Genomic DNA, 19094 nt, shown 5'->3' with positions numbered 1-19094 from the left:
TCGCGCTGGGAGCGGTCTTCGTTCCGAGAAAATTTCGGATTGAACCGGGTCGGCATTGCCGCACGCTAACCGGTGGAGACCGCTCGCGCCTCGCGCTTGGGACATCGACATGAAGGCATTGAAGATCGCAGGCGGTTTGATTGGCGCCGTCATCGTCGTGCTGGCTCTGGCGCTGGCTTTTGGACTTCCGGCGAGCTTCCTTACGGTGGCCATCCAGGACCGCGTCGAACGTGACACCGGCTATCGCCTGAGCATCGCCGGCTCGGCAAGCGTCAGCCTGTGGCCGTCGCTGCATGCAACCCTGACGGACATCACCGTGCAGGATCCGAAGGAGCGGGACGGCAACAATCGGCTGACGATCGGCAAGCTGCAGGCTGACGTGGCGCTGTCGAGCCTGTGGTCCGGCCGGCCCGACATCGGCGAGATCATCATCGACAAGCCCACACTCTATCTGCCGCTGCTGCGCGAGCGGCTGCGGGATAATGCGCCGCGCAGCCGTGCCTCGGCGAAGCCAGAAGCGGCGCCTGCGGCCCGGATCGAACGGGTCACCGTCAGGGACGGCGCCGTCATCCTGTCCAACCCGCGCGACCGCGTCGAGAATCGTCTCGAGGGCATCGGCGCGACGGCGTCTCTGTCCGATGGCAAGGTCAAGATCACGGGTACGGCCCGGGCCGGCGACCGCCCGGTCACGTTCGACGTCACAGCGCCGGCGCCGGCGCTGCCGATTGACCGCCAGACCCTGCCGGTCGAGTTCAAGATCGACGTGGCCAATGCATTCCGCGGCGGTCTTGCCGGCCGCGCCGACGTTCGCCTGAATGGCCCGGTGGTGATGATCAACGGTCTCAGCGGAACGCTCGGCGATGGCGATTTCAACGGCTGGGCCTCGGTCGATCTGGCGAGCAAGCCGCTGGTGAAGGTCGATCTCGACGTTCGCCGGCTCGACTTGGGAGCGCCTGCCGCGCAGGGCCCTGTCGGCGCGTCGGGATGGAGCACGGCGGCAATCGACTTGCGCGGTCTCAACTACGTCGATGCCCGTGTGAAGCTGTCGGCGACGGACGTCGTTCTCTCCGGGGCCCGCCTCGGTCCGCTCGATCTCGAAGCCTCGCTGGCCGGTGGCCTGCTGAAGGCGACCATCGCCAATCTCGGCGCCTATGAGGGGCAGGCCAGTGGCGAGGTCGTGATCGACGCCTCCACGGGCAATCCGGCCTATGCGATGCACTGTGATCTCGTCGGCATCCGGGCGCTGCCGCTGCTCTCTAACGTCGCCGGATTCGACAAGCTCGATGCGCGGATGCAAGGCAAGCTCGCCTTGCGCTCCAATGGCGCCAGCCAGCAGGCGATCATGAGCAACCTGAGCGGCTCGGCGTTCCTGTTGTTCCAGGACGGCGCGATCCGCGGCATCAACGTTGCGCAGATGATCCGCTCATTGACATCCAATCCGCTGTCGGGATGGCAGGATTCGAAGGAACTGACGACCGATCTCACGCAGCTCTCGGCCTCGTTTCAGGTCGAGCGCGGGCAGGCCGCCACCAGTGACCTCAATTTGGTCGGACCGCTGGTCAAGGTCGCCGGTACGGGGACGATCGATCTGGGCAATCGGGCGCTGGCGATGCGGGTCGAGCCGAAGCTCGTGATGACGACCGAGGGCCAGGGCCGCACCTCGGAGCCGATCGGCCTTGGGATTCCCGTCGTCATCGACGGCCCCTGGAGTCAGCCGCGCTTCTACCCCGACATGGCCGGCATCCTGGACAATCCGGACGCGGCCTACGCCAGGCTCAAGCAGATGGGCCAGGGCCTGTTCGGCAAGGACGGAGCCGGGCTGAACAATTTGATCAACGGCATCGGCGGCCTGATCGGAAATTCTGCGCCCACCGGTGCTGCTGGTCCGAACGGCGCGCCGTCAGCGGCAGCCCCGAATGGGCAGGCCCCGGCCCCCGGCCAATCCGACCTGCTTGGCGGCGATCTCGGATCGGCGATCGGCAATCTGATTCAGCAAGGACTGCAGGGCGCGTCGCCGCCCGCCAAGAGCCGCGGCCGTACGCTGGTTGCGCCCCAGGACGGCGCTGTTTCGCGGCCTCCGGGCGACGCCGGCCAGGGCGCGGCAGAGGCCGCTCCCGCCGAGCCCTTGCAGGACGGTGCCCAGGACAGCCAGCCGATGAACGACGTTCTGAAGCGCATCTTCAATAGGTAATATATGACCGCGACCGGCCGAGTCCGCGAAGGATGTCCCCCGAGCGGTGGATGCAATTCAGGGCCAGCCGCACGATAACGAGGCGCGCGAGCGCGCGCGGCGTGGGCGCCGCTGTGCATGCCATTCTGTGCTAAACGGATGCCGGCGACGGATCGTCTCGCACCCGAGCGGTCCCGTCTCCGAGGTGTTGCTGCCGCGAGGACGGCAGCGGACGCGCTTGTCCGAGGCTGACCTCGGCGATGATGCGCGTGAGGGGTCCGGATGAGCGAGGTCGAGAACAGAGGCTGGTCGTTGCGGCAGGGCCTGTTCGCCAAATACGTCGTGTCGCTGGTCGGGCTCGTCGTGTTCGTCCTGGCCGTGAACGGCGCGACCGAAACCTGGATCAGCTATCAGTCCACCAAGGCGAGCCTGACCGCCGCCATGGCCGAAAAGGCCGACGCCAGCGCCCGGCGGATCGATCAGGCGCTCTCGGATCTGCAGCGGCAGATCAGCTGGGTGACGCGGGCGAGCGCCAACACGCTGGAGCTGCGCCGCGCCGACTATGTGCAGCTGCTGAGTCAGGCACCGGCCGTGCGGCAGTTGTATCAGCTCGACGGACAGGGCCGCGAGCAGCTCAGGGTATCGCGCACCTCGATCTCGTTCTCCTCGGGCAACGACCTGTCGCGCGATCTGCGCTTCACCGACACCGTCACGCATGGAAGCAGCTTCTCGGCCGTGACCTTCAAGGGCGCGCAGCCGATGATGTCGATCTCGGTCGCGCATTCCGGCTTCAATGCCGGTGTGACCGTGGCTGACATCGATCTCGACTTTCTCGAAGACTTCATGACCGAGGCACAGGTCGGCAAGGTCGGCACCGCCTACGTGGTCGATCCGCGCGGCCAGGTGCTGGCGAGCTCCGCGAAAGGGCCGGCCGTCGGCCAGGACCTCGCCAAGCTGCCGCAGGTCGCGGCGGTGCTCGCGCCGGATGGCCAGCCGCTGGCCTCCGGCGCGGACAGCGCCGGGCACGCCGTGCTCTCGGCGGTCGCGACGCTCCCCAAGCTCGGCTGGTCCGTGTTCTTCGAGCAGTCCACTGCGCACGCGCTGGCGCCGATCCGGGACCAGCTGTTGCGTGGGGCGCTGTTGATCGCGCTCGGTCTTGCCGTGGCGATCCTCGCGGGCTCGCTGCTGGCGCGCCGCATGCTCGTTCCGATCACCGCATTGCGCGCCGGCGCGCGCAAGCTCGGCGCGGGTGACTTCGCCCAGCGCATCGAGGTGAAGACGCATGACGAGCTGGAGGAGCTCGCCGATCAGTTCAACAGCATGGCCGGCCAGCTCGCGCAGTCCTATGCCGTGCTGGAAGCCAAGGTCGAGGAGCGGACGCGCGATCTCGCTCAGTCGATCAATGAGCTGAAGGTGCTCGAGGAGGTCGGACGCGCGGTGGCCTCCTCGCTCGATCTCAATGCCGTGCTGCCGACGGTGGCGGCGCGCGCGCTGGAGATCACGCATGCCGATGCCGTGCTGATCTATTCCTACGATGCCGCGGAACGCCGCTTCAGGCTGGTGGAGGCCAAGGGCGTCGACCGGGACGGCGCGCACAATGTGCTCGACGAGCGCACGAGCCTGCTCTCCGATTCCGTGCGCAGCGGCGAGCCGATCGCGATCGCCGAGCTTGAAAGCGCACCCGATCACCCGCTGCGCGATGTCGCCGTCGCCGCCGGCTTCCGCGCCGTGCTGTTCACGCCGCTGGTCGATCAGCAGGGCGTGCTCGGCGCGCTGGTGGTGCTTCGGCGGGCGGCCGGCACGTTCCCGCCGAACCTGATCGGACTGATGCGGACATTTGCCAACCAGGCCGTGCTGGCGATGCGCAATGCGCGATTGTTCACCGAGGTCGACCAGAAGGGCCGCGAGCTGGCGCTGACCCACGCCACCGTGCAGCAGCAGGCCGCCAAGCTCACCGAGCAGACCGAGCAGTTGCGCGAGTGGAACAAGTCGCTCGAGGAGCGCGTCGAGAAGCAGCTCGCGGAGATCGAGCGGATCAGACGGCTGGAGCGCTTCCTGGCGCCGCAGGTGGCCCAGATCATCGCGTCGTCGGATGGTCACGATGCGCTGCTGGAAAGCCACCGCCGCGAGGTCACGGTCGTGTTCTGCGATCTGCGCGGCTTCACCGCGTTCACCGAGACCACCGAGCCCGAGGAGGCGATGAACGTGCTGCGCGAATATCACGCCGCGCTCGGCAAGCTCATCTTCAAATATGAGGGCACGCTCGATCGCTATGCCGGCGACGGCGTGATGATCCTGTTCAACGCGCCGATCCCGTTCGAGGACCACACCACGCGCGCGGTGAGGATGGCGCTCGAAATGCGCGAAGAGATCGGACAATTGACCGAGCGCTGGAAAAACCGCGGCCACAGCCTGGGGTTCGGCGTCGGCATTGCGCTGGGATATGCGACGCTCGGCCAGGTCGGCTTCGAGCACCGGCTGGAATATGCCGCGATCGGCAGCGTCACCAATCTCGCCTCGCGGCTGTGCGACGAGGCCAAGGCGGGACAGGTGATCGTGTCGCGTCGTGTCTACGGCGTGGTCGAACAGTCGGTCGACGCCAGGCCGATCGACGACCTGCATCTGAAGGGATTCAACCACCCGGTGCTGGCGATGGAGATTTTGCGCTGGCGGGGAGAGGGTATCGACGTGTTGGACGTCCCAGCGGAGCCGCGGCGTTCGTCGGCGACCAACAAGTAGGGTGGGCAAAGGCGCCTGGGCGGTGCTTGTTGCTTGGCAGCAGTCTCACGCGCCGCGCCCACCGTCTCAATCCGACGAAGAACGGCGGGCACGCGCCGCCTCCGGCGGCGCTTTGCCCACTCTACACCTTGGCAACTAATAGGCCTGCTTCGCGTCGGCCTCCTCGCTCGTCTGGATCAGGTCGAGGCTCGCCTCGATCTTGCCGATCAGGCGGTCGAACGTCCTGCGCTCGTCGGCGGACAGGCATGCCATGATTTCGCGCTCGCGCTGCTGCAAACGCGGGATCAACTCCTCGTACAGCGTCTTGCCCTTCCGTGTCAGGCGCAGGCGGAACTCGCGGCGATCCTCGGTGTTCTCGACCCGCTCGATCAGCCGCCGCTCCAGCAGCGACGTCACGGCCCGGCTGATGGTCGATTTGTGCGTGCGGGTGCACGCTGCGACATATTGCGCGCTGCAGGCCTCGCGGCGGAAGCCGAGCGTCGCCAGCACGCGCCATTCCGGAATGTCGAGCCCATAGCGCTCGCGATACTCGACGGCGAGCGCCGCGCTGACCTCCGCGGCCAGACGGTTGAGCCGGAATGGCGCGAACTTGAACAGGTCGAGCCGCTCGTCGTCCTGCGGCACCGCGGCATTTCGGTCATCCTCGACCGGCTTCGCCTGCTGCCTGGACGCCGCGGGAGATGGCTTCGCCAAGATCGCGCTCCGATTTTTGAGTTGACGCGGCCGAAGCCGTCGGCTTTAGAATAGTTGCAGGTGAGACTATCTGGCAAGACGGCCAGATGGCCTCGCCCGAGGAAATGTCGGTCGCTTCGAAAATCGTCGCGTCGAAAAGTCCAAGAAAACCACAAGGCGAGCAAGCCATGGTGCAGGCCAATCCGGGGCAGGGCGCGGGCCAGGCGAAGGTTCAGTTCGGCTATCATCGGCACGAAGACCAGGATCAGGCCACGCCGGCCGCGCATCCGGTCGTCGTCGTAGGTGCGGGTCCCGTCGGGCTGTCGTTCGCGATCGATCTCGCGCAGCGCGGCCATGCGGTCGTCGTGCTCGATGATGCCGATCGTATCGGCGAGGGCTCGCGTGCGATCTGCTTTTCGAAGCGCTCGCTGGAATATTGGGATCGGCTCGGCGTCGGCGACCGGATGGTCGACAAGGGCGTGGTGTGGAACGTCGGCCGCATCTTCCACGGCCCGTCCGAGCTCTATCAGTTCAACCTGTTGCCGGAGCCCGGGCACAAGCGGCCGGCCTTCATCAACCTGCAGCAGTTCTACGCCGAGGCCTATCTGGTCGATCGCGTCAACGCGCTGCCGGCGATCTCGCTGCGCTGGCGCAACAAGGTCACCGCGCTCGAACAGCGCAATGATCACGTGGTGCTGACGATCGAGACGCCGGACGGCCCGTATCGGCTGTCGGCGCAGTATGTGATCGCCTGTGATGGCGCGCGCTCCTCGCTGCGCCAGATGGTCGGCGCGGGCTTCTCCGGCAAGGTGTTCGAGGATCAGTTCCTGATCGCCGACGTCAGGATGACGGCCGAATTCCCCACCGAGCGCTGGTTCTGGTTCGATCCGCCGTTCCACGCCGGACGCTCGGCGCTGTTGCACCGGCAGCCGGACAATGTCTGGCGCATCGACCTGCAGCTCAGCCGCTATGCCGATCCCAACGTCGAGAAGCAGCCGGAGAATGTGCGGCCACGGATCGCGCGCATGCTCGGCCATGACCAGTTCGAATTCGAGTGGATCTCGCTCTATAAATTCCAGTGCCGGCGCATGGAGCGCTTCATTCATGGTCGCGTCGTCTTCGCCGGCGACTCTGCCCATCAGGTTTCGCCGTTCGGCGCACGCGGGGCCAATTCGGGGCTGGAGGATGCCGAGAATCTGGCCTGGAAGCTCGATCGCGTGCTGCGCGGAAGCTCGCCCGCGGCGCTGCTCGACACCTACCATCTGGAGCGAAGCGCGGCGGCCGACGAGAACATTCGCGAGTCGACGCGCGCGACGGATTTCATGGCGCCGAACTCGCACCAGGAGGCGCGGCTGCGCAAAGTGGTGCTCGCGCTCGCCCGGGATACCGAATTCGGCAAGCGCATGGTCAATGGCGGCCGGCTGTCGGTTCCCTCGGTCTACGAGACGCCGCTGTCGACCGAAGACGACGAGGCCTGGGAGACCGGACCGCGCCCGGGGACATCGATGCCGGATGCGCCGCTGAAGGCAGCCGACGGACGGCACCTCCATCTCACCGATGCATTCAACGCTCAGGGCCGGCGCTTCACGCTGCTGTCGTTCGCCAATGGTGAGGCGATCGACGTGCCCGACGATGTCGGTGTCATCCGCGTCGGCGACCCGAATGGCCTCACCGATGGCGAGGGCTTCGCGGTCAAGCGTTACGGTGCCAAACCCGGCACATCCTATCTGCTGCGTCCGGATGGCTATGTCGCGGCGCGCTTCCGGCACCCGAGCCGCGCCGCGATCGCAGCGGCGGTCGCACGCGCCTGCGGCCTGAACTGAGGAAGCCGCAACGATGACGCTCTCGACCGCCTCCAATTTCCCCAAGCCCGACGATGCCTTCCGCGCCATTGTCGAAGCCCATCGCGGCCTCTCGGACCTCGAAAGCGCCGACCTCGATGCGGCATTGGTCCTGATCCTCGCCAATCACATCGGCGACATCGGCGTCCTGCGCGACGCGATCACGCTGGCGAAACGCAGCATGGCTGATGCCGGTCAACAGCAACAACAACAGCAGCAATAGGCTGCCGCGCACACAAGGAATGAACTGATGGCGAAAGGTTTCGCTTCCACGACGGATCTCACCGAGAAGAAGGTGACCTTCTCCGAGATCGGCCCGGATCTCTATGCGTTCACCGCGGAGGGCGATCCGAACTCGGCGGTGATCGTCGGCGATGACGGCTGCATCGTGTTCGATGCGCAGGCGACGCCGGCGATGGCCAACAAGGTGATCGAGCGCGTCAAGACCGTCACCGACAAGCCGATCAAATATGTCGTGCTGTCGCATTACCACGCGGTGCGCGTGCTTGGCGCTTCGGCCTATCACGCCCAGGGCATCGTCGCCTCGCAGGAGACGCGCCGACTGATCGTCGAGCGCGGCCAGCAGGACTGGGATTCCGAATACGGCCGCTTCCCGCGCCTGTTCCAGGACGCCGAGAGCATCCCCGGCCTGACCTGGCCGACGCTGACTTTCGAAGGCGAGATGACGATCCATCTCGGCAAGCGCGAGGTGCAGCTGATCCAGCTCGGCGCCGGCCACACCTCCGGTGACATCGTCGCCTGGGTGCCGGACGCCGAGGTGATGTTCTCCGGCGACCTCATCGAATATCATTCGGCCTGCTATTGCGGCGACGCCTATCTGCGCGAATGGCCGTCGACCTTGAACGAGATCCGCGACTTCAATCCCAAGGCGATCGCGCCCGGTCGCGGCGATGCGCTGAAAGGCGAGGCCACCGTGCGCGAGGCGATCGCGATGACGCGCGACTTCGTCAGCTCGCTGTACGGCGCGGCCGAGATGTCGGTCGCGAAGGGACGCAGCCTGAAGGAATCCATGGCCGCCACGCGCGACGTGATGGACCCGAAGTTCTCGAGCTTCGCGATCTACGAGCACTGCCTGCCGTTCAACGTGTCGCGCGCCTATGACGAGGCCAGCGGCATCGATGATCCCGTGATCTGGACCGCCGAGCGCGACCGCGAGATGTGGGCCCGCCTGCAAGGAGAAGGATGATGAACGTCAACACATCGCCTGACCAGCTCAACCGCACCACGGGGCAGGTTACGCCGGGCTACATGTCCGGCTTCGGCAATTCGTTCGAGACCGAAGCGCTGCCTGGTGCGCTGCCAATCGGGCGCAACTCGCCGCAGCGCTGCGCCTATGGTCTCTATGCCGAGCAGCTCTCGGGCTCGCCGTTTACGGCGCCGCGCGGGTCCAACGAGCGCTCATGGCTGTATCGCATCCGTCCGTCGGTGAAGCATTCCGGCCGCTTCACACGCGTCGATGCCGGGCTGTGGCGCACCGCGCCCTGCCACGAGCAGGAGATCACGGTACAGCAGCTGCGCTGGGATCCGACTCCGATGCCGTCGGGCGAGGTGACGTTCCTGCAGGGCGTGCAGACCATGACGACGGCGGGCGATGCGGCGACGCAGGCCGGCATGGCGACGCATGTCTACGTCATCACCAGGTCGATGGTCGATCAGCACTTCTACGACGCCGACGGCGAGCTGATGTTCGTGCTGCAGCAGGGCCGCCTGTTGTTCGTCACGGAGTTCGGCCGCATCGATGCCGAGCCCGGCGAGATCGTCGTGATCCCGCGCGGCGTCAAGTTCCGGGTCGAGATTCCGGCCGGACCTGCGCGCGGCTATCTGTGCGAGAACTACGGCGGCGCCTTCACCCTGCCGGAGCGCGGCCCGATCGGCGCGAATTGCCTTGCCAATGCCCGCGACTTCCTGACGCCGGTGGCGTCGTATGAGGACAAGGATACCCCGACCGAGCTCTATGTGAAGTGGGGCGGCGCGCTGTTCAAGACCGAGCTGAAGCACTCTCCGATCGACGTCGTCGCCTGGCACGGCAACTACGCGCCCTACAAATACGACCTGCGCACCTTCTCGCCGGTCGGCGCGATCGGCTTCGATCATCCCGATCCGTCGATCTTCACCGTGCTGACCTCACCGTCGGAGACGGCGGGCACCGCCAACATCGACTTCGTGATCTTCCCGGAGCGCTGGATGGTCGCCGACAACACTTTCCGCCCGCCGTGGTATCACATGAACATCATGTCGGAGTTCATGGGCCTGATCTACGGCGTCTACGACGCCAAGCCGCAGGGCTTCGTGCCGGGCGGCATGTCCTTGCACAATTGCATGCTGCCGCACGGCCCGGACCGCGAGGCGTTCGATCACGCCAGCAATGGCGAGTTGAAGCCCGTCAAGCTCACCGGCACCATGGCCTTCATGTTCGAGACGCGCTTCCCGCAGCGGATCACCAGGCACGCAGCGGAGTCCGGCACCTTGCAGCCTGACTACGCCGATTGCTGGAACGGACTGGAGAAGCGGTTTGATCCGAACAGGCCTTAGCGCGAGCTATGTCAACGCCGTCATGGCCGGGCTTGACCCCGGCCATCCACGTCTATCGTCCCGCCGGCTAGATGGATGCCCGGGCCTTCGCCGCGCCGAAGCGGCTTCGGCCGCGCAGGCGGGTCAAGCCCGGACATGACGACCCGGTTTGGAGAAGCATTTTGACCCACCCCAACGACCCCTCACTCCGCTCCTTCATTCCGGCCGATCCGGCCTCGGACTTTCCGATCCAGAACCTGCCCTATGGCGTGTTCTCCGCCGCCGATTCGCCGAAGCCGCGCGTCGGTGTCGCCATTGGCGATTTCGTGCTCGATCTCGCCGTGCTCGAAGATGAGGGCCTGCTCGACCTGTCGCCGGCCTATGAGGTGTTCGCGCAATCCTCGCTGAATGCCTTCATGGCGCTCGGCCCCGCCGTGTGGTCGAAGACCCGCGCGGCGATCAGCGCACTGCTGCGCCATGACAATCCGCGCCTGCGTGACGACAAGCCGCTGCGCAGCCGCGCGCTGCTGCCGCGCAACGACGTCAACCTGCACTTGCCGTTTCACGTCGCCGGCTACACCGACTTCTATTCGTCGAAGGAGCACGCCACCAATGTCGGCGTCATGTTCCGCGGCAAGGACAACGCGCTGCAGCCGAACTGGCTGCACATGCCGATCGGCTATAACGGCCGCGCGTCGACCGTGGTCGTCTCCGGCACCAAGGTGCGCCGGCCGCGCGGGCAGCTGAAGCCGCCGAGCGCCGACGTGCCGAGCTTCGGCCCGTGCAAGCGGCTCGATTTCGAGCTGGAGATGGGCGTCGTCATCGGCCAATCATCTCCGCTCGGCGAGATGCTGACCGAGGCGCAGGCGGAGGCGATGATCTTCGGCTTCGTGTTGCTCAACGACTGGAGCGCGCGCGACATCCAGCAATGGGAGTACGTCCCGCTCGGGCCGTTCCAGGCCAAGGCGTTCGCGACCTCGATCAGTCCATGGGTGGTGACATCAGAGGCGCTGGAGCCGTTCCGGGTGGCCGGGCCAACGCAGGACCCGGTGCCGCTGCCCTACCTGCAGCAGAAGGCCGCGCAGAACTACGATCTCGCGCTCGACGTCGCCTTGCGTGCGTCGGGCAGCAACGCCGCGCAGACCATCGCGCAGACCAATTTCAAGTACATGTACTGGTCGAGCGTGCAGCAGCTGATGCACCATGCCTCGTCAGGGTGTGTCATGAGCGTCGGCGATCTCCTGGGGAGTGGCACCATCTCCGGCCCGGAGAAGCACCAGCGCGGGAGCCTGCTCGAGATCAGCTGGAACGGCACCGAGCCCATCGAACTCGCCGGCGGCGTGAAGCGCACGTTCCTGGAGGACGGCGATTCGCTGGTGATGCGCGGCTGGTGCCAGGGCAACGGCTATCGCGTCGGCTTCGGCGAGGTCGAAGGCACGATCGTCGCAGCGGAGTAGCCGCCCCATCCACTGCCGTCATTCCGGGGCGGCCCGCAGGGCCGAGCCCGGAATCCATAATGACGGGGAGAGAGCTCAACGCTCCACTGGCGGCACGTGCTTCACGCCGGCGACGAAGGCGGCAACATCCTCGGCCGCATATTTCAGGTGAACGCGTTTGTCCGACGGCACTTGTTTCACCGTGCAGACCCCCGGCCGCCACTGCCGCGCCGGCCGGATCGGCCGCGGCGCGAAGCCGCCGCCGCAGTTCGGGCAGACGTTGAACAGCCTGGTCTCGACGCAGTCGGCGCAGAAGGTGCATTCATAGGAGCAGATGCGCGCGTCCTGCGCGGCCGGCGGCAGGTCCTTGTCGCAATATTCGCAATTGGGCCGAAGCTGCAGGGCCATGGGCGTCTCGCAGGTCAGGGAGCACGGCAATCGTCGCAAAAGTGATGGGGATGTTGAAGGGCGCGAATCCCTCGATTCGCGCCGTATGAGCTCAGCCGGTCGATAGCGACGCCAGCGGCAGCTTGGCGCTTTCCTTGAGACGGTCGAGCACGATCGAGGAGCGCACATGCGCCACGCTCTGGTGTGGCATCAGCACGTTGTTGACGATGTCTGACAGGCTCTTGAGGTCGCGCAGCACCACCTTCAGCAGGTAGTCGGAATCGCCCGTCAGCGCGTAGGCCTCCTGGATGTCGTCGATGCGGTTCACCAGCGCGCGAAACTTCTCGGCGTTGTCGGGCGAGTGCGTCGCCAGCGTGATCTGGATGAAGGCGATCAGCTCGAACCCGAGCGCCTGGCTGGCGAGCTGGGCGCGGTAGCCGGCGATGACGCCGTCCTCCTCCAGCCGCATCCGCCGCCGCGAGCATTGCGAGGCCGAGAGCCCGGCGATCTCGGCCAGCTCCTGGTTGGTCAGGCGACCGTCATCCTGGAGCGCGGCCAAGATGCGGAGATCGAAGCTATCGACGGAGTTCATGCGCTATCTCCCCTAATCATGCACGGATCGTGCATATTTCGGCGAAAATGACAATGGTTTGCATGCTCCATGCACCGAATTGGGGAGATCATGAACCCAATCAGCCTAGGAGCTTGCCATGGGTCCGTTTCCGCACGATGCGCCGCCTGCCACCATCTCCGCCGACAACCCGATGGGCACGGATGGCTTCGAGTTCGTCGAATATGCGCATCCCGACGCCGGCGAGCTGCATGCCCTGTTCAAGCTGATGGGCTTCGTGGCGGTCGCGCGCCACAAGACCAAGGCGATCACGCTGTATCGCCAGGGCGACATCAACTATCTCGTCAACGAGGAGCCCGGCAGCCACGGTCACGACTTCGTCGCCGCGCACGGCCCCTGCGCGCCGTCGATGGCGTTCCGCGTGGTCGATGCCAACAAGGCTTACGCGCGCGCGATCGCGCTCGGCGCCGAGCCGGCCGACCTGCCCGCATCGCAGAAGACGCTGGACGTTCCTGTGATCAAGGGCATCGGCGGCAGCCTGCTGTATCTGGTCGATCGCTATGGCGCCAAGGGCTCGGCCTATGATCTCGAATTCGACTGGACCGGCGCGCGCGACCCGCGGCCCGCGGGCTCGGGCCTCTACTATATCGATCACCTGACCCACAATGTGCATCGCGGCCGCATGAACGTGTGGGCCGGCTTCTACGAAAAGCTGTTCAACTTCCGCCAGATCCGCTTCTTCGACATCGAGGGCCGCGCCTCCGGCCTGTTCTCGCGCGCGCTGACCAGCCCCGACGGCAAGATCCGGATTCCGATCAACGAGGATGCCGGCGATTCCGGGCAGATCGAGGAGTATCTGAAGATCTATCGCGGCGAAGGCATCCAGCACATTGCCTGCGGCGCCCGCGACATCTACTCAACCGTCGAGGGCCTGCGCGCCGCCGGCCTGCCGTTCATGCCGTCGCCGCCCGACACCTATTTCGAGCGCATCGACGCGCGTTTGCCCAAGCATGGCGAGGACCTCGCCCGCCTCAAGAGAAACGGCATCCTGATCGACGGCGAGGGCGTCGTTGCCGGCGGTCACACCAAGGTGCTGCTGCAGATCTTCTCGGCCAATGCCATCGGTCCGATCTTCTTCGAGTTCATCCAGCGCAAGGGCGACGACGGTTTTGGCGAAGGCAACTTCAAGGCGCTGTTCGAGTCGATCGAGGAGGACCAGATCCGCCGCGGCGTGCTCAAGGTCGAGGCGGCGGAGTAGGGCCGTTCATCGGTGTGTGTTGTTCTCGCTGATGCAGCCCAGACTTCCGCTGTAGCCCTGGATTGCTTCCGCCTTCGCTCTTCGAGCTTCGGCGGACAAGTCGTTGCGCACGCAATGACGGTGTGTGTGGGACGCACGCCTTCGCTCCACAGACAGTGTCGTCCCGGCGAACGCCGGGACCCATACCGCGTGATGTATCGGTCGGGCACAGTCATCGATAATTTTCGCCACACGACGGCCGGTGGCTATGGGTCCCGGCGTTCGCCGGGACGACACCGCGTTTGAGGCAGGGGGCGTGGCCAACTCACTCAGATCGGAATAGTCGCGTAGCGCACCGTCGGCGCGACCGCAGCCGTCCGCTTAACGCCCAGCCTTCCAAGCATTCACCAGCGTCCCGATCTCCGTCACCTCCGGCTCACGGATGGTCGACGGCGTCCGTGAGAACCTTGGCGCTGGCGCGGGCTGCGTCACGCCGTGCCGCTGGACGAACACGCCGCGCGCGGCCATGTGGGCGTGCTTGGGCGCCTCCGACATCGTCAGCACCGGCGCGAAGCAGATGTCGGTGCCTTCCATGATCGCGCACCATTCCTCCCGCGTCTTGCTCTTGAACACGCTGACCAGCTTCTCCTTCAGCGCCGGCCATGCGCGCGGATCCATCTGTGCATCGAAGGCGGGATCGGAGAGATCGGCGTGCTGCCGCAGCAGCGCGTAGAACTGCGGCTCGATCGAGCCGATCGAGATGAAGTTGCCGCAGGCGCATTCGTAGACGCCGTAGAAGTGCGCGCCGCCATCGAGGAAGTTGCGCTCGCGCCCCTCGGTCCAGCGGCCCATCGCGGTGAGGTCGAAGAACATCGCGAGCAGCGAGGCCGCGCCGTCGCACATCGCGGTGTCCACCACTTGTCCCTTGCCGGACTTTGACGCTTCCAGCAGCGCGGCAAGCACACCGACGACGAGGTAGAGCGCGCCGCCGCCGAAGTCGCCGACCAGGTTGAGCGGCGGCACCGGGCGCTCCCGGGGTCCGATCGCGGCCAGCGCGCCGGTGATCGAGATATAGTTGATGTCGTGACCGGCCGCATGCGCCAGCGGTCCCTCCTGGCCCCAGCCGGTCATGCGGCCGTAGACCAGCTTCGGATTGCGCGCGAGCACCACGTCGGGGCCGAGGCCGAGCCGCTCCATCACGCCGGGCCGGAAGCCTTCGATCAGCGCGTCGGCACCGGCGAGCAGATCGAGCACCTCGGCGATGACCGACTTGTCCTTGAGATCGAGCTCGATCACCTTGCGGCCGCGGCCAGCGACCGACTTCATCGTCTTGCGCGCGCCGACACGATCCAGCGTCACCACCTCCGCGCCCATGTCCGCCAGCAGCATGCAGGCGAACGGACCCGGTCCGATGCCGGCGAACTCGACGATGCGGAAGCCTGCGAGCGGTCCGGTGGCGCGGGTCTGGTTGTGAGGAGCGGTCTTGTCGAGCACGTCGTTGTGTCCTTGATTCACGCGTCTTTTCGGATCGCGTTCTGATCCGCAATTGTCCCGCGTGCATCAGGCCAACGCAAGCGCGCCGTATGCCGCAAAGCAAAACGGCGCGCATTGCTGCGCGCCGCATGGAATTTGTCGTGCCGTTGCGCGGAATGATCCGCGTTGTGAGGTCAGCCCGCGGCCTGCACCGCGCGCTGCGCCATCACCTTCACCAGATTGGCGCGATAATCGGCCGAGCCGTGGATGTCGCTGAGCAGGCCGCTCGCCGGGATGCTGACCCCGTCGATCGCCGACGCCGACCAGTTCGACTTCAAAGCCGCCTCGATCGCGGGCACGCGCATCACGCCGCTCTGCGAGGCGCCGGTGGCCGCGACGCGGACGTCGCCGCCCTTGGTCTTGGTGACGAACACACCCGTGAGCGCAAAGCGCGACGCGGGGTGGCGCATCTTGGCGTAGCCGGCCTTCTCCGGCACTGGGAACGACACCTCGGTGATGATCTCGCCGTCCTCGAGCGCCGTCGTGAACAGGCCCTTGAAGAAATCACCGGCCGCGATCGACCGCTTGTTGGTCTTCACGGTTGCACCGAGCGAGACCAGCGCCGCGGGGAAGTCCGCTGCCGGATCGTTGTTGGCGATCGAGCCGCCGATCGTGCCGCGGGAGCGTACCGCGGGATCGCCGAGCACCGAGGTGAGATGGGCGATGGCAGGGATCGCCTTCTTCACATCGGCATTGGTCATGATGTCGTAGTAGGTGGTCGCGGCCTTGATGGTGAGCGTGTCGCCGGTCAACTGGATGCCGATCAGGTCCTTGATCTTGCCGATGTCGATGACATCGGACGGAGCAGCAAGCCGCTGCTTCATCACCGGGATCAGGGTATGACCGCCGGCCAGGAACTTGGCTTCGCTGCCCTTGGAGAACAGCGCCGCGGCCTCGTCGACCGAGGAGGCACGGTGATAAGTGGTCTGGTACATGGTTGCTCCTCCGTTCGATCAGGCGTTGCCATGGATCGCGTGCCACACGCGGTCCGGCGTCGCCGGCATTTCCAGCTTGTTGTTGCCGATCGCATCCGTGATCGCGTTGATCACGGCGGCGGATGCGCCGATCGCGCCGGCCTCGCCGCAGCCCTTCACGCCGAGCGGATTGCCCGGGCACAGGGTCGTGGTGTGGCTGAGCTTGAAGGACGGCACGTCGTCGGCGCGCGGCATCGCGTAGTCCATGAAGGACGCCGTGACCGGCTGGCCGTTGCTATCGTAGATCGCGTGCTCGAGCAGCGCCTGGCCGATGCCCTGGACGAGACCGCCGTGGACCTGACCTTCGACGATCATCGGGTTGATGAGCCGGCCGAAATCGTCCGCCGCCACGAAGTTGACGAACGACGTCTTGCCGGTGGCCTCGTCGACCTCGAGCTCGCAGATATAGGTGCCGGCCGGGAAGGTGAAGTTGGTCGGATCGTAGAAGGCACTCTCCTTCAATCCGGGCTCCATGCCGTCCGGCAGGTTGTGCGCGGTGTAGGCGGCGAGGGCGACCATCGGCAGCGCGATCGACTTGTCGGTGCCGGTCACCTTGAACTCGCCGTTCTCGATGACGATGTCGCCTTCCGAAGCCTCCAGCGCATGCGCTGCGATCTTCTTGGCCTTGGCCTCGACCTTCTCCATCGCCTTGAGGATCGCGGTGAGGCCGACTGCGGCCGAGCGCGAGCCGTAGGTGCCCATGCCGAACTGCACCTTGTCGGTGTCGCCATGAACGATCGAGACCTGGCTGATCGGCACGCCCAGGCGCTCGGCAATGAGCTGGCAGAAGGTGGTCTCGTGGCCCTGGCCGTGGCTGTGCGAGCCGGTGAGCACCTCGATGGTGCCGACCGGATTGACGCGGATCTCAGCCGATTCCCACAGACCGACGCCGGCGCCCAGGCTGCCGACTGCCTTCGACGGCGCGATGCCGCAGGCCTCGATGTAGCAGGAGAAGCCGATGCCGCGCAGCTTGCCCTGCGCCTTGGCGGCTGCCTTGCGGGCCGGGAAGCCGGCATAGTCGATGGCCTTCAGCGCCGCGTCGAGCGAGGCGTTGAAGTCGCCGGTGTCGTAGGCCATGATCACCGGGGTCTGGTGCGGGAACTGGGTGATGAAGTTCTTGCGCCGCAGCTCGGCCGGATCGACCTTGAGCTGGCGCGCCGCGGTCTCCATCAGCCGCTCCAGCAGATAGCTCGCCTCAGGGCGTCCGGCGCCGCGATAGGCGTCGACCGGCGTGGTGTTGGTGTAGACGCCCATCACCTCGGCATAGATCGCCGGGATGTTGTACTGGCCCGACAGCAGGGTCGCGTACAGATAGGTCGGCACCGAGGACGAGAACAGCGACATGTAGGCGCCGAAATTGGCGTGGGTCTTGACGCGCAGCCCCAGGATCTTGTTGTCGGCATCGAGCGCCATCTCCGCCTTGGAGATGTGGTCGCGGCCGTGCGCGTCGGTCAGGAACGCCTCGGTGCGGTCGCCGGTCCACTTCACCGGGCGGCCGACCTTCTTGGAGGCCCACAGCGCCACCATCTCCTCGGGATAGATGAAGATCTTGGAGCCGAAGCCGCCGCCGACGTCGGGCGCGATGACGCGCAGCTTGTGCTCCGGCGCGATGTTGTAGAACGCCGACAGCACCAGGCGGGCGACGTGCGGGTTCTGCGACGTCGTGTAGAGCGTGAAGTGCTCCTCGGCGGCGTCGTAGTCGGCGATCGCCGCGCGCGGCTCCATCGCGTTGGGTGCGAGCCGGTTGTTGGTCAATTCCAGCGTGACGACGTTGGCGGCCTTGGCGAAGGCGGCGTTGACCGCTCCCTCGTCGCCAATATGCCAGTCATAGACGACGTTGCCGGGGGCCTCCGGGTGAAGCTGCGGCGCGCCGGGCTTCAGCGCGGAGGGCACGTCGGCGACCGCCGGCAGCTCCTCATATTCGACCACGACGGCCTCGGCGGCGTCACGGGCGAGGTTCTTGCTGTCGGCGATCACCACGGCGACGGCCTGGCCGACGAAGCGCACGGTCTCCGGCGCCATCGCCGGCCATGCGCCCATCTTCATCGGCGAGCCGTCCTTCGAGGTGATGGCCCAGCCGCAGATCAGGTTGCCGACCTTGTCGTCGACGATCTGCCTGCCGGTCAGCACCGCGACCACGCCCGGCATCGCCTCGGCGGCCGAGGAGTCGATGCTCTTGACCTTGGCATGCGCGTGCGGGCTGCGGATGAAATGGGCAAAGGTCATGCCCACCAGTTTGACGTCGTCGACGTAGCGGCCCTTGCCGGTGATGAAACGCTTGTCCTCCTTGCGGACGACGCTGGCGCCAATGCCTTCCATACCCATGCGAATCTCTCCCCTACCGGAGTTCTATTGTCCCGCCGCGGCCATCGCGCGCAGCGGTCGTGGTCTCGGTATTGCGGTAAACGGCGGCTCTCGCCCGCCTCATTCGGCAGCTTGCGCGACCTTCATCCGTCCGGCAGCGTCGAGCACGGCCTTGACGATGTTGTGATAGCCGGTGCAGCGGCAGATGTTGCCTTCCAGCTCCTCACGCACCGTGCTCTCGTCGAGCTCGCCTCCGTGGCGGTGCACAATATCGATCGCCGACATGATCATGCCCGGCGTGCAATAGCCGCATTGCAGGCCGTGATTGTCGCGGAAGGCGGCCTGCATCGGGTGCAGCTCGTCGCCCTTGGCGATGCCTTCGATGGTGGTGACGTTGGCGCCGGCAGCCTGGCCGGCGAGCACGGTGCAGGATTTCACGGCGCGGCCGTCGATATGGACGACGCAGGCGCCGCATTGGCTGGTGTCACAGCCGACATGGGTGCCGGTGAGATTGAGATGATCCCGCAGGAGGTGAACGAGCAGGGTGCGATCCTCGGCCTCGACCGAGACCGCCTTGCCGTTCACCGTCAGTTTGACTGTCGACACGAGTAACCTCCCGATGAATTTTTCTTATTCTGATTAGAAACAGCGCCCTCAGGACTTTGCAACTCGAATTTTCGTCTCTGATGTCATTGCGA

The 19094-nt window shown here is 66.0% G+C and carries 15 protein-coding genes; 8 read left to right on the top strand and 7 right to left on the bottom strand.

Annotated elements, in window-relative coordinates; all coding sequences use genetic code 11:
- Positions 1-109 precede the first annotated feature (109 nt).
- Positions 110-2191 carry an AsmA family protein gene (locus tag ACQR1H_RS25915; protein ID WP_316179247.1) on the top strand — a complete coding sequence of 694 codons (2082 nt, stop codon included), beginning with the start codon at positions 110-112 and terminating at the stop codon, positions 2189-2191.
- A gap of 261 nt (positions 2192-2452) precedes the next feature.
- Positions 2453-4909, top strand: coding sequence for an adenylate/guanylate cyclase domain-containing protein (locus ACQR1H_RS25910; RefSeq protein WP_316179249.1), 2457 nt, complete (start codon positions 2453-2455; stop codon positions 4907-4909).
- Positions 4910-5044: 135 nt separating this feature from the next.
- Here the strand turns inward: ACQR1H_RS25910 and ACQR1H_RS25905 are convergent, their stop codons facing one another.
- The gene (locus ACQR1H_RS25905) at positions 5045-5602 is read right to left on the bottom strand and encodes a MarR family winged helix-turn-helix transcriptional regulator (RefSeq protein ID WP_316179251.1); all 558 of its coding nucleotides are present in this window, start codon (positions 5600-5602) and stop codon (positions 5045-5047) included.
- A 167-nt stretch (positions 5603-5769) separates the two neighbouring features.
- On the opposite strand from ACQR1H_RS25905, the gene ACQR1H_RS25900 reads away from it, so the two are divergent.
- The 5 genes from ACQR1H_RS25900 (at position 5770) to fahA (ending at position 11411) form a co-directional block, all read left to right on the top strand.
- Complete coding sequence (locus ACQR1H_RS25900) at positions 5770-7404, top strand: FAD-dependent oxidoreductase (RefSeq protein WP_316238035.1); 1635 nt, start codon at positions 5770-5772, stop codon at positions 7402-7404.
- A gap of 13 nt (positions 7405-7417) precedes the next feature.
- Entirely contained in the window at positions 7418-7645 is a 228-nt protein-coding gene (locus tag ACQR1H_RS25895) for a DUF2783 domain-containing protein (protein ID WP_315801718.1), read from the top strand.
- A 27-nt stretch (positions 7646-7672) separates the two neighbouring features.
- Complete coding sequence (locus tag ACQR1H_RS25890; protein ID WP_315801717.1) at positions 7673-8629, top strand: MBL fold metallo-hydrolase; 957 nt, start codon at positions 7673-7675, stop codon at positions 8627-8629.
- Positions 8629-9975 (top strand): homogentisate 1,2-dioxygenase, encoded by a 1347-nt coding sequence (gene hmgA, locus ACQR1H_RS25885; protein ID WP_434908397.1) that lies wholly within the window; start codon positions 8629-8631, stop codon positions 9973-9975. The genes ACQR1H_RS25890 and hmgA overlap by 1 nt, the downstream gene beginning before the upstream one ends.
- A gap of 161 nt (positions 9976-10136) precedes the next feature.
- Entirely contained in the window at positions 10137-11411 is a 1275-nt protein-coding gene (gene fahA, locus ACQR1H_RS25880) for a fumarylacetoacetase (RefSeq protein ID WP_315801715.1), read from the top strand.
- Positions 11412-11486: 75 nt separating this feature from the next.
- Here fahA and ACQR1H_RS25875 read toward each other — a convergent pair whose 3' ends face one another.
- Positions 11487-11798, bottom strand: coding sequence for a DUF1272 domain-containing protein (locus ACQR1H_RS25875; RefSeq protein WP_315801714.1), 312 nt, complete (start codon positions 11796-11798; stop codon positions 11487-11489).
- 91 nt (positions 11799-11889) lie between these two features.
- On the bottom strand, positions 11890-12369 hold the full coding sequence (locus tag ACQR1H_RS25870; RefSeq protein ID WP_315801713.1) for an Lrp/AsnC family transcriptional regulator: 480 nt from the start codon (positions 12367-12369) through the stop codon (positions 11890-11892).
- A 118-nt stretch (positions 12370-12487) separates the two neighbouring features.
- Between ACQR1H_RS25870 and hppD the strand changes: the two genes are divergently transcribed.
- On the top strand, positions 12488-13606 hold the full coding sequence (gene hppD, locus ACQR1H_RS25865; protein ID WP_434881376.1) for a 4-hydroxyphenylpyruvate dioxygenase: 1119 nt from the start codon (positions 12488-12490) through the stop codon (positions 13604-13606).
- 360 nt (positions 13607-13966) lie between these two features.
- Here the strand turns inward: hppD and ACQR1H_RS25860 are convergent, their stop codons facing one another.
- The 4 genes from ACQR1H_RS25860 to ACQR1H_RS25845 all read right to left on the bottom strand — a co-directional run bounded on the left by ACQR1H_RS25860 (position 13967) and on the right by ACQR1H_RS25845 (position 19002).
- The gene (locus tag ACQR1H_RS25860; protein ID WP_434838216.1) at positions 13967-15079 is read right to left on the bottom strand and encodes a CaiB/BaiF CoA transferase family protein; all 1113 of its coding nucleotides are present in this window, start codon (positions 15077-15079) and stop codon (positions 13967-13969) included.
- Between the two features lie 173 nt (positions 15080-15252).
- Positions 15253-16053: an FAD binding domain-containing protein gene (locus tag ACQR1H_RS25855; protein ID WP_316179262.1), complete on the bottom strand. Its 801-nt coding sequence runs from the start codon at positions 16051-16053 to the stop codon at positions 15253-15255.
- Positions 16054-16071: 18 nt separating this feature from the next.
- Positions 16072-18417, bottom strand: a complete 2346-nt coding sequence (locus ACQR1H_RS25850; protein WP_434908396.1) for a xanthine dehydrogenase family protein molybdopterin-binding subunit — start codon at positions 18415-18417, stop codon at positions 16072-16074.
- Between the two features lie 99 nt (positions 18418-18516).
- Positions 18517-19002: a (2Fe-2S)-binding protein gene (locus ACQR1H_RS25845; protein WP_315717018.1), complete on the bottom strand. Its 486-nt coding sequence runs from the start codon at positions 19000-19002 to the stop codon at positions 18517-18519.
- Positions 19003-19094 lie beyond the last annotated feature (92 nt).

The organism is Bradyrhizobium sp. HKCCYLRH2015 (assembly GCF_051168215.1).
In the GTDB taxonomy this organism is placed as follows: domain Bacteria; phylum Pseudomonadota; class Alphaproteobacteria; order Rhizobiales; family Xanthobacteraceae; genus Bradyrhizobium.
This window is presented reverse-complemented; position numbering and strand designations above follow the sequence as displayed.

Coding starts and splice junctions, on each gene's coding strand:
- ACQR1H_RS25915 (WP_316179247.1), top strand. CDS start 110: ATGAAGGCATTGAAGATCGCAGGCGGTTTGATTGGCGCCGTCATCGTC.
- ACQR1H_RS25910 (WP_316179249.1), top strand. CDS start 2,453: ATGAGCGAGGTCGAGAACAGAGGCTGGTCGTTGCGGCAGGGCCTGTTC.
- ACQR1H_RS25900 (WP_316238035.1), top strand. CDS start 5,770: ATGGTGCAGGCCAATCCGGGGCAGGGCGCGGGCCAGGCGAAGGTTCAG.
- ACQR1H_RS25895 (WP_315801718.1), top strand. CDS start 7,418: ATGACGCTCTCGACCGCCTCCAATTTCCCCAAGCCCGACGATGCCTTC.
- ACQR1H_RS25890 (WP_315801717.1), top strand. CDS start 7,673: ATGGCGAAAGGTTTCGCTTCCACGACGGATCTCACCGAGAAGAAGGTG.
- hmgA (WP_434908397.1), top strand. CDS start 8,629: ATGAACGTCAACACATCGCCTGACCAGCTCAACCGCACCACGGGGCAG.
- ACQR1H_RS25875 (WP_315801714.1), bottom strand. CDS start 11,798: ATGGCCCTGCAGCTTCGGCCCAATTGCGAATATTGCGACAAGGACCTG.
- ACQR1H_RS25870 (WP_315801713.1), bottom strand. CDS start 12,369: ATGAACTCCGTCGATAGCTTCGATCTCCGCATCTTGGCCGCGCTCCAG.
- hppD (WP_434881376.1), top strand. CDS start 12,488: ATGGGTCCGTTTCCGCACGATGCGCCGCCTGCCACCATCTCCGCCGAC.
- ACQR1H_RS25855 (WP_316179262.1), bottom strand. CDS start 16,053: ATGTACCAGACCACTTATCACCGTGCCTCCTCGGTCGACGAGGCCGCG.
- ACQR1H_RS25850 (WP_434908396.1), bottom strand. CDS start 18,417: ATGGGTATGGAAGGCATTGGCGCCAGCGTCGTCCGCAAGGAGGACAAG.